Genomic DNA, 18044 nt, shown 5'->3' on the forward strand with positions numbered 1-18044 from the left:
GCTTATACCAGCCCTTCACGCATGATTTCAATAAAGCGCTCTCGATCAATGCTGATACCCACATCCACGTTTCCTTTGGAGGGATTGTTCCAATGCGGCGCGACGGTTGCGCCGCGCGTGTAGGTGCCGGTCAGTTCGATGTCGATCTGCATGCGTTCGGTTTTCACCACGCTGGGTTCAATTACAGCCGCAACCGCGCAGGCATCGAAGATGATACCGCCTTCACGTCCGAAGTGTTTGGTATGGATGTCTACCACGATATCCATGATGTCCGCGGCCGCGACAGCCCAGGGTGTTTGGATGGTGCGGATGCTGTCCACATCCTTGCGCATGACCTTGGCCGCATCGGTCACTTCCAAACCAATCATCTTGATGGGAATGCCGGAGGTGTAAACGATAAATGCCGCTTCCGGGTCGGCTTTAATGTTGAATTCCGCGAAGCCGGTGGCGTAAGCGCCGCCCATGGTAACAATCTGCGGGATAGCCTGTTTCAGGCGCGGTTCGATGCGTAGTGCCAGGCCTAGATTGGTCAGCGGGCCGATCGGCATGTAAATAGTGTCCTTGCCTTCGCCGCTCATGTAATAGTCGATCAAGAAGTTGACCGCGTGCTTTTCCTGCGGCTTGATGGTCGGCTCGGGGAAAGGCAGTTTGATGACCTGGTCGCCGTCGCCGGCGATGATGGGACCAACCAGTGGATAATCCGCACCTGCGTATACCGGCACGTGTTCCAGTTTGCCCGCGCACAACAGGCGCAGGGTGTTGTCCAATGTTTGTTTCAGGGGAGCATTGCCGTGCACCGGCAGGGCAGCCACCAATTCGGTGTCCGCGTGATGACCGGCCAGCAACATGGCTACCGCATCATCACAGCCGGTATCGACGTCTAAAATTACTTTTTGTTTCATTAAATTATTTTTCCTTGTCTAACAGTAAGTTGTTTAGGTAGGATAGTAAGCAATACGCGCGCTCGGAACGCGCTGGCTCAAACGATGCAAACGGCTCTGTACCTCTTTGCGGATGCGTTCTTTATCCAGAGTCAGCAGCTTGCGGCCCTGCATCAATACCTTGCCATTACACAGTACCGTATCTACATCCGTAGCACGCATGCTGTACACCAGCGCCGCCAGCGGATCGGATTTGGGCAAGTTGTGCAGTCCATCCTGACGCAGCAGGGCAATATCCGCCAACAAACCGGGTTTTAAATCCCCGATCTTGTCCGCCTGCCGGAATACTTTGGCGCTGCCGCGGAAAGCGATGTCCAGCACCTGGCTGATCGGCATTTGGGTCGGGTCACCGCTCTTATACTTGCTGTAGAGCGCCATCAGCCGCATCTGCTCCATGATGTCCATGGTATTGTTGGAAGCCGCGCCATCCGTGGCCAGGCCAAACGGAATGCCCAACTCCCAATATCTGTCGATGGGGGTCACCGCGGTAGCATGTTTCATATAGGTGCGCGGCGCAATAGCCACACCGGTATCCGCTGCCGCCAGTATCTCGAAATCGTCATCCTGCGGGTAAACACAGTGGCCCAGGATGGTGGGTACATCCAAAACGCCGGTTTCTTTGAGCTGTTTGACCGGCGTCATGCCATATTCTTTCAGGCTCAGGTCAACCTGGGGTTGGGTCTCAGAGACGTGGATGTGAATGCCCACGTTGTTCTCAGCCGCCTTCCTGGCGCACATGGCCAGGAATTCCGGGCTGGTGGTATAAGGCGCGTGCGGGCCCAGCCAAGTCGTGATACGACCGTCGGCTTTGCCCTGCCAGCGATGGATGAACTCGACCGTCTGGTCGACCTTTTCCTCGCCCTCATGTCCAAAGACGGCCCATACCAGGTTGGCGCGCATACCACTATCTTCAACCGCGCGGGCAATCGTGTCCACGTAGAAGTAATGGTCGGCCACACTGGTGATGCCGTTCTCGATCATTTCCGCCATGCCCAATTGCATGCCCCAGTAGACATCTTCCTCGGTCAGGTTGGACTCCATCGGCCAGATGTAATCGTTGAACCAGGCCGTGGGGGTTACATCCTCAGCCAGGTTGCGGAAGAGTACCATGGGAGTATGCGCGTGGGTGTTAATAAAACCAGGGACGGCTAGCAAGCCGTCCGCTGGAATATTTTCGACATCCGGCTCAACTTTCAGCGAGCCAGTGTCTCCGATAGCCTGAATGCGGTCTCCCTCAATCAGGATATCCTGTCCTGTGAAGACCTCAGCTTTCCCATTTGTAAAGCTGAGGAGATCACAATTTGTAATTAATTTTTTATTCATCTTCAAACCCCAATTCAGGCACGATTTTTTAGCCCTGGTGTTCGGCAGCCAATGAATCGATATGCTCTTTTTGATACTTTTTCATGCGCTCAAGCGCAGCTTGACGCTGCTGAATCGCATAGACTGCCAGCGCAACAACTGTGGTCGCGTAGGGGATCATTTGGACCAATTGGGAAGGAATGTTCAATGAACCTAACTGGTTGGAGATCGCGTCGGCAAAGCCGAACAGAATAGAAGCCAGCATAACGCCGACCGGTTTGCGAGCGCCCAAGTGAATAGCCGCGATACCGATCCAGCCGCGTCCGGCAGCCATTTCCTTTTGGAAAAGCTGCAGGTAGGCCATGGACAGGTTCATGCCGCCCAACGCAGCAAAAATGCCGCTGATGGCTAATGCAATCATACGGGTGCGAACGACGTTGATACCCAGGGTTGTGGCAGCTTCGGGATTCTCACCCACAGCGCGCAGGTGCGTGCCGAAACGGGTGCGATACAGGAAGATATAAACAAGAAATACGGAAAAGAACGCCAGATAGGTGAAAACCGGGTGCCCGCTGAGAATTTCTCCCACGAATGGGATGTCTTTGATCAACGGAATATTGACGTTCGGTACAGAAAGGCTGCGAACTGTGGATGAGTTGCCCTTATCACCTGTGATGATATACAGCAGGAAAACCGTTCCGCCTGAAGCCATCAGGTTGGCAGCCAAACCGGCAATGAATAGGTCCGATTTGAAATGCAGATGGAACACACCCAGCAGCAGCGCTAACAGCACACCGGCGATAATACCGGCCAAAATTGCCAGCCAGATACTACCCGTGAAGGCCGAAACCATCACGCCTGTAAAAGCGCCTACGTTCATGATACCTTCCAGCGCCATATTGGGAACTCCAGCGACCTGGGCTACCAGACCGCCCATAGCCGGGAAGATAATCGGCGTGCTGATGCGAATCACACTCGCAATAAACAGTGAACTAAAAATACCTCGGATTACAGTCTCAAGCGACATGGGATTCTCCTTCCTCTTTCAATTGCTTGGCGTTTTTACTGCCATTATTTCTATTGTCGGAATCTTGATTTTCGGCGATTCTGGTTCTCACAACCGGCAGCAGTCTTTCTGCGGTAACCAGCAGCAATACCATGGCTTGAATGACAAATACCAATTCCCTGGAGACATCCGAAGAACGTTCCATTACGTCTGAACCGGCCCGTAGATAGCCATACAAAAGACCAGCGATTGGAACGCCCAGTGGATTATTACTGGCCAGAATGGCAATGTTGATACCTTCAAAACCCAACCCGGAGGTCATATTCGAGATGAGTTTGTTGTGGATAGCCAGAGTGATGTGTACACCAGCCAAACCGGCGAAGATGCCGCTGACCATAATGGACATGATAACGGCGCGATTGACATTGATACCACCATAGCGCGCAAATTTTCCATTAATACCGACCATGCGCAATTCATAACCAAAGGGTGTCTTGTACAGCAGGTAGTAGACCACAATCACGGCCGCGATGACCACGTAGACCATCACAGTCACGCTGGTCTGTTTTATCCACAACTCACGAATATTATGCAGGAAAGGCAAGTCGGGGATAAAAGTTCCCAAACGGAATTCCTTTCCGATACTTTCCGAGCTGACCGAGCGCGATTTTTCATTCATGATGAAATTCTTGAGGACGTACTCAAACAATTTCAACGCGATCGTATTCAACATCAGGGATGTTACCAATTCGTTGGCGTTGTAATACGCTTTCAATAAAGCCGGGATCAGACCCCACAAAGCGCCTACGATCATGGCGGCCAAAAAAGCCAACAGGATGCGGGGAGCCGGCGGCAGGGGGACGTATAACGATACAATACCGGCTGCCATGGCGCCCAGGATCATCTGGCCTTCCACACCGATATACCATTGGCTGGCGTTGAAAACGATACAGATGGTCAAACCCAGCAGGATCAGCGTCAGAGATTCCTCCAGCCAGTCACCGATGCGGTTCAGGCGTGAGAGCGGCCCCAACAGGAATGATTTATAAGCATTGATCGGGTCTTCAGATACAAACAGGGTAATAATAAAGCCCAAGCCCAAGCCGATAAAAAGGGCCAGAGCAATACGCAAAAATTCTCGAAAGCCTTTTGATTTAAGGAAAGATTTCATAGGAACTTCTCCATCTCTTCAGGGGTTTGGTGCTTGATACCTAACATATACAAGCCCAATTCTTCCTCACTGACTTCAGCCGCCTTCGGGAACACACCGGTGATCTTGCCTTCATAAAGGGTAACAATGCGATCTGAAAGGCTCATCACTTCACCCAAATCAGCAGATACCAACAAGATCGCACAGCCTTTTGTACGAATTCTAACCAACTCTTCACGAATGAATTCAGTAGCGCCCACATCAATACCGCGGGTGGGTTGGGAAGCAATCAAAACGTAGGGATCGGAGGAAAACTCACGTGCAACGATTACTTTCTGCATATTGCCGCCGGAAAGTGAACCAACCGGCAATTTTCCGTTGGGAGTCAAAATGCTAAACTGTTTGATCAACTCTTTGCTTTTTGTATCAACCAGTTTGTAATCCAGCATGACACCTTTTTTATAAGGCGCCCGGAAATATCGGTCAACAATCAGGTTCTCTTCAATGGATGCCCGGATAGCCACTCCATTGGTCAAGCGGTCTTCAGGAATGTGCGCAATGCCTTTGAGGCGAATATCTCGGGGGGAGTGGTCGAGAATATCTTCATCTTTTACAATGACTCTGCCGCCGGCAGATTTTTTCAAACCGGTCAATACCTCAACCAATTCAGTTTGGCCATTGCCTTCCACGCCGGCAATGCCAAGGATCTCCCCGGCATACAGGTTGAAACTCACTTCACGGAGCACAGGCCGGCCGGTTTCAGAAAGGAAGGAAATATCCTTGATTTCCATGCGTTTCTCGGCGCGGTGCATTTCGGGTTTGGTGATATTCAGGAATACCTCGCGGCCAACCATCATGTTTGCCATTTGCTCGCGGGTGACATCCTTTGTATCAACAGTGCCAATCATCTTCCCATGGCGCATAACCGTAACGCGGTCGGAAATTTCTTTAACTTCTCGTAGTTTATGGGTAATAAAAATTACCGTCTTACCTTGTTGTACCAACGTACGGATTGCTTTGAACAAATCCTGGGTCTCCTGCGGGGTCAGCACGGCAGTAGGTTCGTCCAGGATGAGAATTTCTGCCTTACGGTAAAGCGTTTTCAGAATTTCAACACGCTGGCGCTGGCCAACATTAATGCTGTCCACGATCGCGTCAGGTTGTACAAAAAGACCGAATTGGTCAGATAATTCCTTTGTTACTTCGAGAACTCTTTCACGGTCAATGAGTCCTTTTTTCAGAGGTTCGCCACCTAAAACAACATTGGAAGCAACTGTGAACGAGGGTACTAACATGAAGTTCTGGTGAACCATTCCAATTTTGTGGTCAATCGCATCCAGGGAGGATTTAAATGTAACACTTTTTCCATCTACAATGATCTCGCCCTCTGTAGGCTGTTCAATGCCGTAGAGGATTTTCATCAAAGTAGATTTACCGGCGCCATTTTCACCAACCAGCGCGTGAATTTCGCCTTTATTGACTGTAAAATTCACACCATTATTGGCAACCACACCGTTATCGTAAACTTTTACGATTTCTTTCATTTCAATTATTGGCTGCATAAAAATTCTCCAATACCAGAATAGGGAAAGGGCAGGGAATAGAATCCCTGCCCTATTTAAACATTATTTTTTAGAAAACGGTCTCGATGACGATGTCGCCAGCGGTTACTTTTTCTTGCGTCGCGGCGATGGTGTCCTTGACGTCCTGCGGGGTCATGGATTCGTAGTAATCGTTGTAAGCCAGACCAACACCGTCTTCGGCAATACCCAGAACTTCGTTGGTGCCTACGGCCAGCGTGCCTTCAAAGTACATCTTCATGGCGCGATACAGGGATTTGTCCACGTTCTTCAGCATGGAGGTCAGGATCGTGTCGGCCAATTCGGGATTGGTTTCTTTTTCAATTGCGTACTGGTCGGAATCAACGCCGATTGCCCAGTTACCGGATTCTTGCGCAGCGTAGAAAACGCCTTCGCCAGTGCCGCCGGCAACCTGGAAGACAACATCCGCACCCTGCTGGTACATGGTCAGGGCTAATTCTTTGCCTTTGGCGGGATCGCTCCAGCTGCTGGCATATTGAATCAGAACATTTTCCGCGGGGATGCCAGCTTCGCCGGCGCCCTGTACGTAACCAACCATGAAGTCATTGATGACGGGGATATCCATGCCACCAACTGCGCCAACCATACCGGTTTTGCTCATCAGACCGGCATAGAGGCCAGCCAGGAATGAGCCTTCGTTCTGTTTGTATTGCACAGCGTAGACATTGCCGTAATCACCAGCGGTGAAGTCGACAGGGTTGTCGAACATGATGAAGGTTTTCTCGGGGTAATCAACTGCCGCCTGGAGGAATGCTTCCATCAGGTCAGCGGATGAAACAACGATAACATCCACATCAGCATCCTGAACGGCATCCATCAAGGCCGGTTCCCATTTCGCGGGATCATTGCCAGCTTCGCTGGTGACCAATTCGAAACCGAATTCTTCGGCTGCCTGGGTCAGACCGCGGTGAGCGGAATCGGTGAAGGACTTGTCGCCCAAGGTACCATTTACAACGTGAACAACCTTGGTTTCGGCGGGAACGGGCAAACCAGTGCTGTCGGCAGCTGCCGCGGCCGGTTCTTCAGCAGCTGCGGAACCGCAAGCGGCTAATAATAATGCGCCCAGAACTAAAAGGCTAAAGATCGTGATTTTTTTTGCTTTCATTTTTTCTCCTCAAATTTTTTTGACTAATTTTTATTTACTTACCACTAAAAAGTACCTATACGCTACAACCACCTCCTTCACCAATAATCATAAGAACAATCTTATGCAAAGAAAAAATCCATCCGCTGTGAGGTCAATAATTTTTTAGCGGACCAGTTGATGCGCGATTTTCCAAATGGACTTCCAATGTTACCGTTCGGCAGGCTTTATCAGGACTTTCAATACGGCTTAACAGGTTTTTCACTGCTTCCTCGGCCAGTTGGTGAACCGGTAATTTGATGGTCGTCAATGGCGGTACCGTATACTTCGCCCAATAGATATCATCCAAGCCTACAACAGACAGGTCGTTGGGGATGCTCAACCCATGGGTATACGCAGATTGCATCACACCCATTGCCATCAGGTCATTGCAGGCAAATATTGCGGTGGGCCGGTCTTCCATTTCCAGCAGACGGTTGGTGCAGTTCACGCCGCTGATGATATTAAAATCACCGCGCAGGACCAGCGCCGGATCATATTGCAGACCGTGCGCTTCCAGGGAAGCTTTATATCCGTACACTCTCTTATAGCTGGGAATGGTTTCTTTGGAACCGGTGATGCAGGCAATCCGTTTATGCCCCAAGCGGATCAAGTGCTCCGTGGCCAGTTTCCCGGCATAAAAATCATCGATCAAGACCGTGTCGAAATCGTATCCGGGGCAATCATGGTCAATTAAAATAATAGGCAGGCTGCCATCACCTACTGAGATCATCTTCGTCGGGAATATCATCGAAGAAACCAGAATGATGCCATCCACCTGCCATTGGGATAACTGATTCAAGTAAAACTGTTCTTTTTCGGGATCACCATCCGAGTTACACAGCATAACGCTGTAATTCTGGATATAGCTCAGGTATTCAATACTCCAGGCAATTTCAGAATAAAACGGGTTGGTGATATCCGCCACAATAAGACCCAGGGAGTTGGTTTGTTTTTTACGCAGGCTGCGGGCAATGCGGTTTGGTTGATAGTCCAAACACTCCATCACTGACAACACTTTGTTTTTCAAATCATCGCTGACGTAGCGGGTACCGTTAACCACGTGACTAACAGTAGAAACAGAAACACCTGCCTTCTCAGCTACTTCCTTAATGGTACTTATGGGGCCCTCCGCAGAAATACGTTTGCGCAATCGTTATTACGATAATAACAGAATCATTCCCCCCGCGCAACAATTTTTAAGATAAAAGGACAAATGTCATGTTTTAGTGCTTTTAATGCCATTTGTCCTTTTTTCGTCCAGACAATTAAGTATGAGCCAATTTTACAACAATTTTAGGGCTTGTTCAAAATCCGCAATCAAATCATCAGGGTCTTCCAAACCGGCCGAAATGCGGATCATACCATCGCGGATGTTCATCAACTTCTTCTGGTCCGGCGGTACATCCAGGAAAGCCATGGTGGCCGGTACCTGCGTGGTAGTGCGCACGCCGCCCAGGCTGGCACCAAAGGTGCTCAATTCGAGTGCATCCAATACGCGCACGGCCGCTTGCTCATCGCCCACCTCGAAAGTCAGCATGGCGCCGAACTTGGGCAGGAGCTTCTTGGCAATTTCGTGCTGGGGATGCGAGGGCAGTCCGGGGTACCAAACGCGCTGCACCTTGGGGTGTTTTTCCAGGTAATTAGCCAGGATCATGGCGTTTTTACATTGTTTCTCCACGCGCACGTGCAGGGTTTGGATACCGCGCAATAGCAGCCACGCATTAAAGGGAGAAAGCGAGCCGCCCAGCTTGGTCAATGTTGACCAGCGGATCTTTTCGAGTGTATCTGCCGGCAGCAGGCCGTTTTTGAGCGTGATTGTGCCGCCTAAAGCGTCATTGTGGCCGCCAATGAACTTGGTGGCACTTTCCAGGCAGATGTCCACGTCCCAATCCAACGGGCGGAAGACGTACGGGCTGGCGAAAGTGTTATCGCAGATCACAATCACACCGCGGTCATGCGCCATTTTCACAATGGCCTCGATGTCCGAGATCTTCATGGTGGGGTTGGCGATGGTTTCGAAATACAGCACCTTGGTATTGGGACGGAAAGCAGATTCCACCATCTTCGAGTCGGAGGAATCTACAAACGTAGTTTCCACGCCGAAATCGGTGAAACGGTGATCCAGAAACTCATGCGTGGTGCTGTAAGTGGTCCAATCCGAGACGATGTGATCGCCGCTCTTCAGCAAACCGAACAGCGTAATGGCAATGGCGGCCATGCCGGAAGCAGTCGCCAGGCAGCTATCGCCATTCTCGATATACACCATCTGTTCTTCGAATTTGTATTCGCTGGGATTACCGCAGCGAGAGTAGATGTTGACTTCCTTGCGGGCGCCATCCAGAATGCGTTGATAGATATCCTGGGTATATTGGAAATTACTGGCCATGTAGATCGGGTCGCTGACCGACATGGAACCCGGTTCGGGCGGGTAATAAACCATACGACTTTCGAGGGTTAGTTTTTTGCGCTTTTCGTCATCCATTAAAATCTCCTTAAATTAATAATCAGGCAATACGATTGCCTTGAATTGTAATAACGATTGCGCGTGAAACTATACACTAATTAAACCACATTTCGCTAAAGTTCGTCATCGAAAAACAAGTGAAATACCTTCATACTTGGGCATTTTTAGTTGGTGAGTGAGGCATTACAACTAACAGTATTGAATACCTGTAATCCATCACCATTATCTACACCTCACTCACCCTGATCAGGAGGTCAATCCTTGATGAGGTCGTATTGAAAAGCTTTATATGCCTGGCCGTACACTTCAGTCACAATAGTCGAGTTAATTTTCAAATCTCTTTCCTCAAAGATCGTTTTCTTCTTACGGAAGACAGTCGTGCCGCGTGTAAAAGTTCCGCCTCTTTCCACGTGAGTCTCAGCCGGGAATGAAGTCTTGATCAGATCGGGGTTGGAAAAGACCGCGTAAGTGACCGGATCCGGCAATTCCAATTCCCGATAACCGTATACCTTTTCGGCCAAGTCGTAAGTAGTGCAGTTGCAGTCCATACAAAATGCCGCCGTCTCGCCGGCCGCCCGCGTCTGGTCGATTTCTTCGTCGGTCAGCGGCGCGCCGTTTACCTGGCAGGCTTCCAGGGTGACCATAGTGAACGGCACCCCAAAATTGCACACAATGGCGGCCGCATCCGGATCGGCCATGATGTTAAATTCGGCGCAGGGTGTATGCGGGTTGCTGAAGAAATTGGCGCCGCCCATGATGGTGATGTGCGGAATTTTGCGCATGACTTCCGGCGCCTGCAGCATGGCTACCGCAATGTTGGTCAAAGGGCCAATGGTGATCAGCTCGATATCCCCTTCGCCTGCCCCAATGATACGGATGAGCGCGTCCACAGCGTGTTCGCTCTCTTCTTTTTGAGTTGGCGCCCTGAAACCGACATCGCCCATACCGTCGATGCCGTGCACCTGGCTGGCATTTTCGCTCTCGAAGCACAACGGCCGGGCAATGCCCTTATAGACCGGCGGTTTGTAAGTATTGGCATATTCGATGGATTGCAGTGCGTTGTAAGTTGCCTGGTCAACGTTGATATTTCCGGAGACCGTGGTGAACGCCAGTACGCGTACACTGGGGTCGCGCAGCGCCATGACCAACGCTACCGCGTCATCCGAACCCGTATCCGTATCGATGATAATTTTTCGCATTGATTTCTCTCCCATGTCATTTCACCAATAGCCCGGACAAGTATTGCCCAAAAGCCGCGCTGTCAACGCGATGCACCACCTGACAGTTGAAAGCGCCGATGGTTTCACTGGCATTGGCCCGGAAGGGATGGGTTTCGTCTGTACGCCGATCATTTACGGTCGCTCCATACACCTGCGCGCTGCCCTGCGTTTCTACGCGTGAATAACTCGCGAAACTGTCTTGAATCAGTTCCGGCCTGGCCAGCACCGCAAAAGCGAGCGGGCTGGAAAACAGCAGCGAACGCGCGTCAGGGTTTTTCTCACCAAGTTGGAGGAGGGTATTAAAGCAATCCTGTCCAAAACCGGAAGGCCGATTCTGGCCTGAGGCCAGGTTATCCAGGTCCTGCTTACTGAGGCCGGCACAGGCATCGGACGCTTCAGCGGTAACCATGACCAGCGGTACGCCAAAATTGAAGACGATATCGGCGGCCTCGGCATCCTGCCAGATATTGAACTCAGCCATCGGGTTAGCATCGCCTTCAAAAGCCGCCCCGCCCGTGAGGGTGATGCGCTTAAGCCGGCGCATGACCTGCGGCGCTTTGGTGATGGCCAGGGCTACGTTGGTCAACGGTCCCAGGCATAACAACTCAAGCGCTTCGCCCCATTCCGAAACCGTTTTGATAATGGCATCCACCGCATGCAAAACCTCTTTAGTTTGCGCGGGATGCTGCGCAACCGACAGGCTCCCCAAGCCATCCGCACCGAAAATCAGGGATGCATCATGCTGTTCATGGAACATGGGTTTGGCAATACCTTCAAAAACCGGCGGTTGATAGGTTCCGGCTGCTGTGATGCTCAATAATGTATTTCGCGTGGCAATGCCGGCAGGCACTTTGCCCATGACTGTAGTGATGGCTTCCACATGAATATCCGGTTCGCTTAAAGCCATAACCAAAGCCACCACCTCCGGTGCTGCCGTAGCGGTGTCGATCAAAACGCGCTTCATGGATTCTCCCGTGCAATTGATTTATCAGGAGAATAAGCGATGGGATTTATTCAAAAAAGGACCTAGGTCCCGTTTTTCATCAATTTTTGCAGCCGCTGTAAATCCAGAATCTGGACCTGTTTGTTCTTTTTTGTGATGATGCCTGCCTGCGACCAGCGCAAAAAAATGCGGTTGATATGCCGCGCTGAAATGTTCAACAGTGCCGAGATGGATTCACGATTTTCGAGCCGGATGACCATTCCCTGATTATGGCAATCCAACAGCAGGTAACGCGCCAGACGGGTTTCGGCCGGCAGGGAAGCCTGCATGATCAGCGGTACGTCCAGGTAAAGTCTTTGCGTCAGGTAGCGAATGAAGAATTGCAAGAAGTGGGGATCATCCATGTAGTAATCGCGGATGACATCTACCGGCATGGCAAACACTAAACTGTCCTGCATTGCCTGGACGTTCGCGGCAACTCTCTGCGCATTGAACAATTCCAGGTCACCGACGATCGAAAAAGGCTCATCCATGGAGAAAACCACCTGTTTACCGCTAGGGTGCAGTCCATCGACTTGCAATTTGCCTTCCAACAGGAAGAAAACAGCGTGGATCTCCTCATCCTGTCGGAAGAGGAATTCACCTTTTTCGTAGCACTGCAAATCCATACGCGCGATGATACGTTCGGGAATATGGTCATACAACGCATATCGGGAAAGATAAAATTCCTTCCTTTTCGGGTCGCTGATCCTTCTGATATTGCACCCCTTTCTGTTGGTCCGTTTTTTAAATTATATCCAAACCGGCTCGAAAACCACCACAATCCCGCAATCATGGGTTTTTCCACTCGGGATCGAATGGTTAAAATCATCAGCTATAATAAGCGCCATTCAATTAATTATCTTTTAACGGAGAATCCAAATGGAAAATAATAACTGGTATAAAGTGTTCCCCGGAGCCATTACCGTTACAGACGAGAACGGCACCATCCTGCAAATGAACGACGCTTCCGCCAAGATGTTCGAAAAAGACGGTGGATACGAAATCATGGGCCGCGATGCCATTACCTGCCATCCGGAACCCACCCAAACCAAGGTGCGCGGCCTTTACGAAACCGAATCCAGGAATGTTTACTCCATTACCAAGAACGGTAAGAAGCAGTTGGTCTATCAAACCCCTTACTATCTGGACGGCAAATTCTCCGGATTCGTTGAAATCTGCCTGGATCTGCCGGAAGAAATTCCGCACTTCGACCGCGACAAGAAGAAATAATTCGCGCGTTCCATCAATCCGCGACAAAAAATCAAAAGAAGTAGGCTTCGACATTGCTCAGCCTACTTCTTTTTTTTCAATACCGAATCTTTTTACACTCTTCTGATAATTCAGTTGTAAATTTGGTATAGAATGATATCAAAGAGTAAAGATGCAAAGTCATCTTACTTTTTTCATCTAGAGAATCCGGCCGAATGGCCGGATTCTTATTAACATTTTATGCGGTTCTCTTGCCGGCTGACATACAATAAATGTAAAGAGGAAGCATTAGTCATGGATTTACCACTTGAAACGTCCCGTTTAATCCTGCGCTCCTTCCGGGAAACAGATGCCCGGGTTTTCAGCGACTACCGCTCCGACCCGCAGGTGGCGCGTTACCAGGGCTGGGCCGCTCCCTTTACATTCAAACAAGCCAAGGAATTCATCCGGGAAATTCTGCCCATAGAGCCAGGACAACCCGGCCACTGGTACCAAATCGCACTGGAACACAAGGAAGATGGGGCGTTGGTTGGCGATTGCGCTTTTTACCTGTCCGAAGACAACCGCCAGGCTGAAATTGCTTTCACCCTGGCACCCACGTTTCAAGGGCAGGGTTACGCCGCTGAAGCCGTCGAACGTTTATTAGAGGCGCTGTTTATCGACCTGCAACTGCACCGTGTTTTTGCCAATGTGGATCCGGCCAACACAGGTTCAGTCAATCTGCTGACACGCCTGGGTTTCCGTTGTGAAGGCTGCTTCTGCCAAAGTCTTTGGTTGAAAGGCGTCTGGGTGGACGAGCAGTGGTACGCGCTGCTGCGTGAGGAATGGCTGGCAGCCCGCGCCCAGAGTTAAATCTATAATAGAAGAAAGAATCAGGAGTATCGGATGGAAAAAGCAGATATCGGCTTGATCGGGCTGGCCGTCATGGGCCAGAACCTGGTTTTGAATATGGAAGATCACGGCTATCACGTAGCGGTATTCAACCGCACGTTTGCCAAAACAGAAGAATTTCTGGCAGGCAGTGCCGCCAGGCGCAAGATCAGCGGCGCCAAAACGCTGGAAGAACTGACGGGCCAATTGAAACGCCCGCGGCTGGTGATGCTGATGATCAAAGCCGGGCAGCCGGTGGACGATACCATCGAACAACTCATTCCCCTGCTGGAACCCGGCGATGTGATCATCGATGGCGGCAATTCCAATTACCACGACAGCATCCGCCGCACGGCCTACCTGGAATCCAAGGGATTGCTGTTCATCGGCACGGGCATCTCCGGCGGCGAAGAAGGCGCGCGTTTCGGCCCCTCGGTCATGCCGGGCGGTTCGCCCAAGGCCTGGCCGCTGGTCAAGCCCATCTTCCAGAGCATCGCCGCCCGCGCCGGCGACCCGCCACAGCCCTGCTGCGATTGGGTGGGCGAGAACGGCGCCGGGCACTACGTCAAGATGGTGCACAACGGCATCGAATACGGCGATATGCAGTTGATCGGCGAGGCGTATCACATTATGAAGGAAGGCCTGGGCATGGGGGCAGACGAGATGGCCGCGGTCTTTGCCGAGTGGAACAAAGGCAAGCTGGATTCCTACCTGATCGAGATCACCGCCAACATCCTGGCCTACAAAGACAGCGACGGACAACCGCTGGTGGACAAGATATTGGACAGCGCCGGGCAAAAAGGCACCGGCAAATGGACCGGCATTTCCGCGCTCGAGATGGGCATTCCCCTGTCGCTGATCGTGGAAGCGGTGCTCAGCCGCGGACTGTCGGCATTGAAGGACGAACGCGTGCGCGCGTCCAGTGTGCTCAGCGGACCGCAGGCTGCCCTGCAAGGCGACAAGGCCGCCTTCCTGGCCGACCTGCACGACGCACTGTACGCGGCCAAGATCATTTCCTACACGCAAGGCTATATGCTGATGCGCGCCGCGGCCGAGGAATATGGCTGGAAACTCAATTATGGCGGCGTGGCGCTTATGTGGCGCGGCGGCTGCATCATCCGTTCGGCTTTCCTGGGCAAGATCAAGGAAGCCTACGACAAACAGCCTGAGCTGGCCAGCCTGCTGTTGGACCCTTATTTCACAACCGAGATCACCGAGGCCCAACCGGCCTGGCGGCGGGTTGTGGCGGCGGCCGCCGAGCACGGCATCCCCACCCCGGCCATGTCCAGCGCGCTGGCCTTCTACGACGGCTACCGGCGCGACTGGCTGCCGGCCAACCTGCTGCAGGCCCAGCGCGATTACTTTGGCGCGCACACCTATGAACGCATCGACCAGCCGCGCGGGGAATTCTTCCATACCGACTGGACCGGCCAGGGCGGGGACGTGACCTCGAACGCTTATCAGGCTTAGTGAATGTAAGGCGGCTTCCTATAGCCGCCTTTTTGTTTTTAAAAGTCCTTCCGAAACGCACCTGCCGTAGGGCGGGGTTCAATTCCCGTCGAGAGAATGGCTTTATTCGCAAAAACCCTCATCCCCGACCTTCTTCCCCAAAGGGGAGGAGGAATTGCATGTTCATCCTGCACATTGTTCAGAAAGGGCAAGCCAATGTGTGGGCAACAAACAATCTCCCTCTCCCAAGGGAGAGGGCCGGGGGTGAGGGGAAATCGCAATGAGCTTCATATCTGTGCCATTCTGACAGGCCCGAGCTTTTCAAGCGCGAGATTCGCGCAACAATCCCTTGGAAAGGATTCTCTCGACTCACTTGCCCCCTCATCCCTGACCTTCTTCCCCGAGGGAATGCTTCGCGACCCCCTTTGGGGGAAGGAGCACGCTTTCTCGATATTCAAAGTAAATGTAGGGCGGAATTCAATTCCCGCCGAGAGAACGGCTTTATTCGCAATGCCCCCTCATCCTGACCTTCTTCCCCGAGGGAATGCTTCGCGATCCCCCATGGGGAGAAGGAATTGTGTGTCGTTTCCCCGCACAAGAATGTGCGGGCTACAAGACAATCCAGAACTCAGCCATAACGAAGCCCAGGATGACATTTGGTACAAATTCCTCCAAACAATTGACAGCCACGGGCACAATCGGTACAATCAACTGGTATTAACAGTATACGAGGTTATCGAATGGAATCTACACTCCCTGCTGTCCGCGTAAAGAGATGGCCGTATCTGATCTACGGCTTCTTCATGATGCTGTTCCTGGGCCTGATCTACGCCTGGTCCGTTTTCATCACCCCCCTGGAGACCACTTTTGGCTGGGTGCGGTCGCAAACCTCGCTCATCTTTACCATTTCCATGTCTTCATTCTGCATCGGGGGTATCGCCGCGGGCTTTCTGATCAAGAAAGCCAGTTTTCGAAAGACGCTGTACCTGTCGGCGCTTTTCATTCTCAGCGGTTTTATTGGCGCCACGCGCATTCATACTCTCACGGGAATCTATCTCACCTACGGCGTTCTGTGCGGATTTGGGGTCGGCCTGGGTTACAACGCCACCCTGGGGCTGTTCGCAAGATGGTATCCGGATAAACCCGGTTTCTGTTCCGGATCGCTGTTAATGGGCTTTGGTTTCGGCGGCTTATTATTAAGTAACCTGGCCACTTATTTAATGGGTATCGTGAGCTGGCAGGGAACTTTTATTATCTTCGGTATCATCTCCGCATTCCTGTTGTCCATCAGCACGCACATTATCGAAGAAAACCCGCCAAAATTTGAATTTTCCGCATCCGCGAATCGATCCGCGGCCGCCGACCAAGCGGTTGTCGATCTGGAAGCCAAAGAAATGATCCGGCAACCCTCCTTTTGGCTGTATTCCTCCTTCACCATGTTCATGGGCGCTTCCGGCCTGGCAGTGATCGGCAACGCAGTGCCCATCGCACAGGAGATTGGCATGCCCATCGCCCTGGCCACCACCGTGGCCGGCCTGGTCTCCGTGACCAACGGCGCCAGCCGCATCCTGTTCGGCAGTGCCTTCGACCTGATCGGCAAACGCAAAACCATCCTGATCGACGCATGCATCGCAGTAATCGCCGTGAGTATATTGATCGCGGCCATTTCCCTCACCAGCATTCCCCTGCTGATCGCCGGATTTATCCTGATCGGGTTGGCTTACGGCGGAGTGCCCCCCACCAGCGCATCGTTCGTCAACCGCATGTACGGGCCCAAAAATTTCCCCGTGAATTTCAGCATTGTCAATCTCAACATCATTCCCGCGTCGTTGCTGGGACCGGCGTTAGCCGGAACCATGCAAGTGGCCAGCGGATCCTACCTGAGCGCATTTTACGTCCTGTTGGTATTGTGCCTGCTGGGTGGAACCGCCGGATACCTGATCAAAAAATAAGCTGCAATCTTATTTGCAGAAAAGGAAATCATGACGCAAAAGAATTTGGAAAGTGAAGTGCAGTTAGCCCCCGTGGAAACCCGGAGGGCATCCGAAGCCATTTACGACCAGATCAAGGACATGATCATCAGTGGCGACCTCAAACCCGGCGACCGCCTTCCTTCCGAGCGCAATATGATGGAAATGATGCAGCGCAGCCGCCCGCCCATTCGCGAAGCGCTACGCATGCTGGAAGGGTCGGGCTTTATTCATACCATCCCCGGCAGCGGCGGCGCGGTAGTGCGCGAGATCACCAGCGCCAGCGTGGAAGAACCGCTGGAGAACATGATCTCACTGAAACAAATCAGCCACCTGGAACTGTTGGAATACCGTGAATTAAACGAAGTTGCCTTCGTGGGCTGGGCAGCCGAACGGCGCACGGAAGCCGACCTGGCGGCCATGGCAGCCTGCCTGGAATCCGCCCGGGCCGTTACGGATGACCTGGACGCCTTCATCACCACCGATATTAAATTTCACGAATTGTTGACCGCCTCCGCCCATAACGGCGTGCTCAGCATTGTCAACCGCGTGCTCAGCCGTATCATCCTGGACCTGCTGCGCACCCGATTGCACGAATACCCAAAGGAAGAAAGCCGCAAAATGTGCCGGGATATTCTGGAAATGCACATGGAGATTTATCAGGCGGTTGTCCAACAGGACAGCAAAAAGGCACAGGAACTCATGCACCACCACCTGGAACGGTTCCGCGATGATCTCAGCTTATAACCTG

At 51.9% G+C, this 18044-nt stretch carries 16 protein-coding genes; 5 read left to right on the forward strand and 11 right to left on the reverse strand.

Annotation, left to right across the window (positions count from 1 at the left end):
• Nucleotides 1–2 precede the first annotated feature (2 nt).
• The 11 genes from Pelsub_RS14830 to Pelsub_RS14880 all read right to left on the reverse strand — a co-directional run bounded on the left by Pelsub_RS14830 (nt 3) and on the right by Pelsub_RS14880 (nt 12457).
• Entirely contained in the window at nt 3–902 is a 900-nt protein-coding gene (locus Pelsub_RS14830) for a nucleoside hydrolase (protein ID WP_116226065.1), read from the reverse strand.
• A gap of 33 nt (nt 903–935) precedes the next feature.
• Nucleotides 936–2264: an amidohydrolase gene (locus Pelsub_RS14835; RefSeq protein WP_116226066.1), complete on the reverse strand. Its 1329-nt coding sequence runs from the start codon at nt 2262–2264 to the stop codon at nt 936–938.
• Between the two features lie 28 nt (nt 2265–2292).
• Nucleotides 2293–3270, reverse strand: coding sequence for an ABC transporter permease (locus tag Pelsub_RS14840; RefSeq protein WP_116226067.1), 978 nt, complete (start codon nt 3268–3270; stop codon nt 2293–2295).
• Nucleotides 3260–4420 carry an ABC transporter permease gene (locus Pelsub_RS14845; protein ID WP_116226068.1) on the reverse strand — a complete coding sequence of 387 codons (1161 nt, stop codon included), beginning with the start codon at nt 4418–4420 and terminating at the stop codon, nt 3260–3262. The genes Pelsub_RS14840 and Pelsub_RS14845 overlap by 11 nt, the downstream gene beginning before the upstream one ends.
• Nucleotides 4417–5961, reverse strand: coding sequence for an ABC transporter ATP-binding protein (locus Pelsub_RS14850; protein ID WP_116226069.1), 1545 nt, complete (start codon nt 5959–5961; stop codon nt 4417–4419). The genes Pelsub_RS14845 and Pelsub_RS14850 overlap by 4 nt, the downstream gene beginning before the upstream one ends.
• Before the next feature lie 70 nt (nt 5962–6031).
• Complete coding sequence (locus tag Pelsub_RS14855) at nt 6032–7105, reverse strand: BMP family lipoprotein (RefSeq protein ID WP_116226070.1); 1074 nt, start codon at nt 7103–7105, stop codon at nt 6032–6034.
• Nucleotides 7106–7238: 133 nt separating this feature from the next.
• The gene (locus Pelsub_RS14860) at nt 7239–8276 is read right to left on the reverse strand and encodes a LacI family DNA-binding transcriptional regulator (RefSeq protein ID WP_116226071.1); all 1038 of its coding nucleotides are present in this window, start codon (nt 8274–8276) and stop codon (nt 7239–7241) included.
• 132 nt (nt 8277–8408) lie between these two features.
• Complete coding sequence (locus Pelsub_RS14865) at nt 8409–9608, reverse strand: trans-sulfuration enzyme family protein (protein ID WP_116226072.1); 1200 nt, start codon at nt 9606–9608, stop codon at nt 8409–8411.
• A 236-nt stretch (nt 9609–9844) separates the two neighbouring features.
• Nucleotides 9845–10789: a nucleoside hydrolase gene (locus Pelsub_RS14870; protein ID WP_158675149.1), complete on the reverse strand. Its 945-nt coding sequence runs from the start codon at nt 10787–10789 to the stop codon at nt 9845–9847.
• Between the two features lie 16 nt (nt 10790–10805).
• A complete protein-coding gene (locus tag Pelsub_RS14875; protein ID WP_116226074.1) occupies nt 10806–11774 on the reverse strand; it encodes a nucleoside hydrolase in 969 nt (322 codons plus the stop codon).
• Nucleotides 11775–11836: 62 nt separating this feature from the next.
• The gene (locus Pelsub_RS14880; RefSeq protein ID WP_116226075.1) at nt 11837–12457 is read right to left on the reverse strand and encodes a Crp/Fnr family transcriptional regulator; all 621 of its coding nucleotides are present in this window, start codon (nt 12455–12457) and stop codon (nt 11837–11839) included.
• Nucleotides 12458–12674: 217 nt separating this feature from the next.
• Between Pelsub_RS14880 and Pelsub_RS14885 the strand changes: the two genes are divergently transcribed.
• The 5 genes from Pelsub_RS14885 (at nt 12675) to Pelsub_RS14905 (ending at nt 18040) form a co-directional block, all read left to right on the forward strand.
• Nucleotides 12675–13025: a transcriptional regulator gene (locus Pelsub_RS14885; RefSeq protein WP_116226076.1), complete on the forward strand. Its 351-nt coding sequence runs from the start codon at nt 12675–12677 to the stop codon at nt 13023–13025.
• 273 nt (nt 13026–13298) lie between these two features.
• Entirely contained in the window at nt 13299–13856 is a 558-nt protein-coding gene (locus Pelsub_RS14890; RefSeq protein WP_116226077.1) for a GNAT family N-acetyltransferase, read from the forward strand.
• A 33-nt stretch (nt 13857–13889) separates the two neighbouring features.
• On the forward strand, nt 13890–15344 hold the full coding sequence (gnd, locus tag Pelsub_RS14895; protein WP_116226078.1) for a decarboxylating NADP(+)-dependent phosphogluconate dehydrogenase: 1455 nt from the start codon (nt 13890–13892) through the stop codon (nt 15342–15344).
• Between the two features lie 719 nt (nt 15345–16063).
• The gene (locus Pelsub_RS14900) at nt 16064–17275 is read left to right on the forward strand and encodes an MFS transporter (protein ID WP_116226079.1); all 1212 of its coding nucleotides are present in this window, start codon (nt 16064–16066) and stop codon (nt 17273–17275) included.
• A gap of 30 nt (nt 17276–17305) precedes the next feature.
• Complete coding sequence (locus Pelsub_RS14905) at nt 17306–18040, forward strand: FadR/GntR family transcriptional regulator (protein ID WP_116226080.1); 735 nt, start codon at nt 17306–17308, stop codon at nt 18038–18040.
• The last annotated feature ends 4 nt before the right edge of the window (nt 18041–18044 follow it).

The organism is Pelolinea submarina (genome assembly GCF_003966975.1).
GTDB classification, from domain to species: Bacteria; Chloroflexota; Anaerolineae; order Anaerolineales; family Anaerolineaceae; genus Pelolinea; species Pelolinea submarina.

Bases quoted from the DNA above. Each gene is read 5' to 3' on its own strand.
- Pelsub_RS14875 (WP_116226074.1), bottom strand. From the start codon at position 11,774: ATGAAGCGCGTTTTGATCGACACCGCTACGGCAGCACCGGAGGTGGTG.
- Pelsub_RS14835 (WP_116226066.1), bottom strand. From the start codon at position 2,264: ATGAATAAAAAATTAATTACAAATTGTGATCTCCTCAGCTTTACAAAT.
- Pelsub_RS14855 (WP_116226070.1), bottom strand. From the start codon at position 7,105: ATGAAAGCAAAAAAAATCACGATCTTTAGCCTTTTAGTTCTGGGCGCA.
- Pelsub_RS14865 (WP_116226072.1), bottom strand. From the start codon at position 9,608: ATGGATGACGAAAAGCGCAAAAAACTAACCCTCGAAAGTCGTATGGTT.
- Pelsub_RS14890 (WP_116226077.1), top strand. From the start codon at position 13,299: ATGGATTTACCACTTGAAACGTCCCGTTTAATCCTGCGCTCCTTCCGG.
- Pelsub_RS14885 (WP_116226076.1), top strand. From the start codon at position 12,675: ATGGAAAATAATAACTGGTATAAAGTGTTCCCCGGAGCCATTACCGTT.
- Pelsub_RS14830 (WP_116226065.1), bottom strand. From the start codon at position 902: ATGAAACAAAAAGTAATTTTAGACGTCGATACCGGCTGTGATGATGCG.
- Pelsub_RS14870 (WP_158675149.1), bottom strand. From the start codon at position 10,789: ATGCGAAAAATTATCATCGATACGGATACGGGTTCGGATGACGCGGTA.
- Pelsub_RS14845 (WP_116226068.1), bottom strand. From the start codon at position 4,420: ATGAAATCTTTCCTTAAATCAAAAGGCTTTCGAGAATTTTTGCGTATT.
- Pelsub_RS14840 (WP_116226067.1), bottom strand. From the start codon at position 3,270: ATGTCGCTTGAGACTGTAATCCGAGGTATTTTTAGTTCACTGTTTATT.
- Pelsub_RS14905 (WP_116226080.1), top strand. From the start codon at position 17,306: ATGACGCAAAAGAATTTGGAAAGTGAAGTGCAGTTAGCCCCCGTGGAA.
- Pelsub_RS14850 (WP_116226069.1), bottom strand. From the start codon at position 5,961: ATGCAGCCAATAATTGAAATGAAAGAAATCGTAAAAGTTTACGATAAC.
- gnd (WP_116226078.1), top strand. From the start codon at position 13,890: ATGGAAAAAGCAGATATCGGCTTGATCGGGCTGGCCGTCATGGGCCAG.
- Pelsub_RS14900 (WP_116226079.1), top strand. From the start codon at position 16,064: ATGGAATCTACACTCCCTGCTGTCCGCGTAAAGAGATGGCCGTATCTG.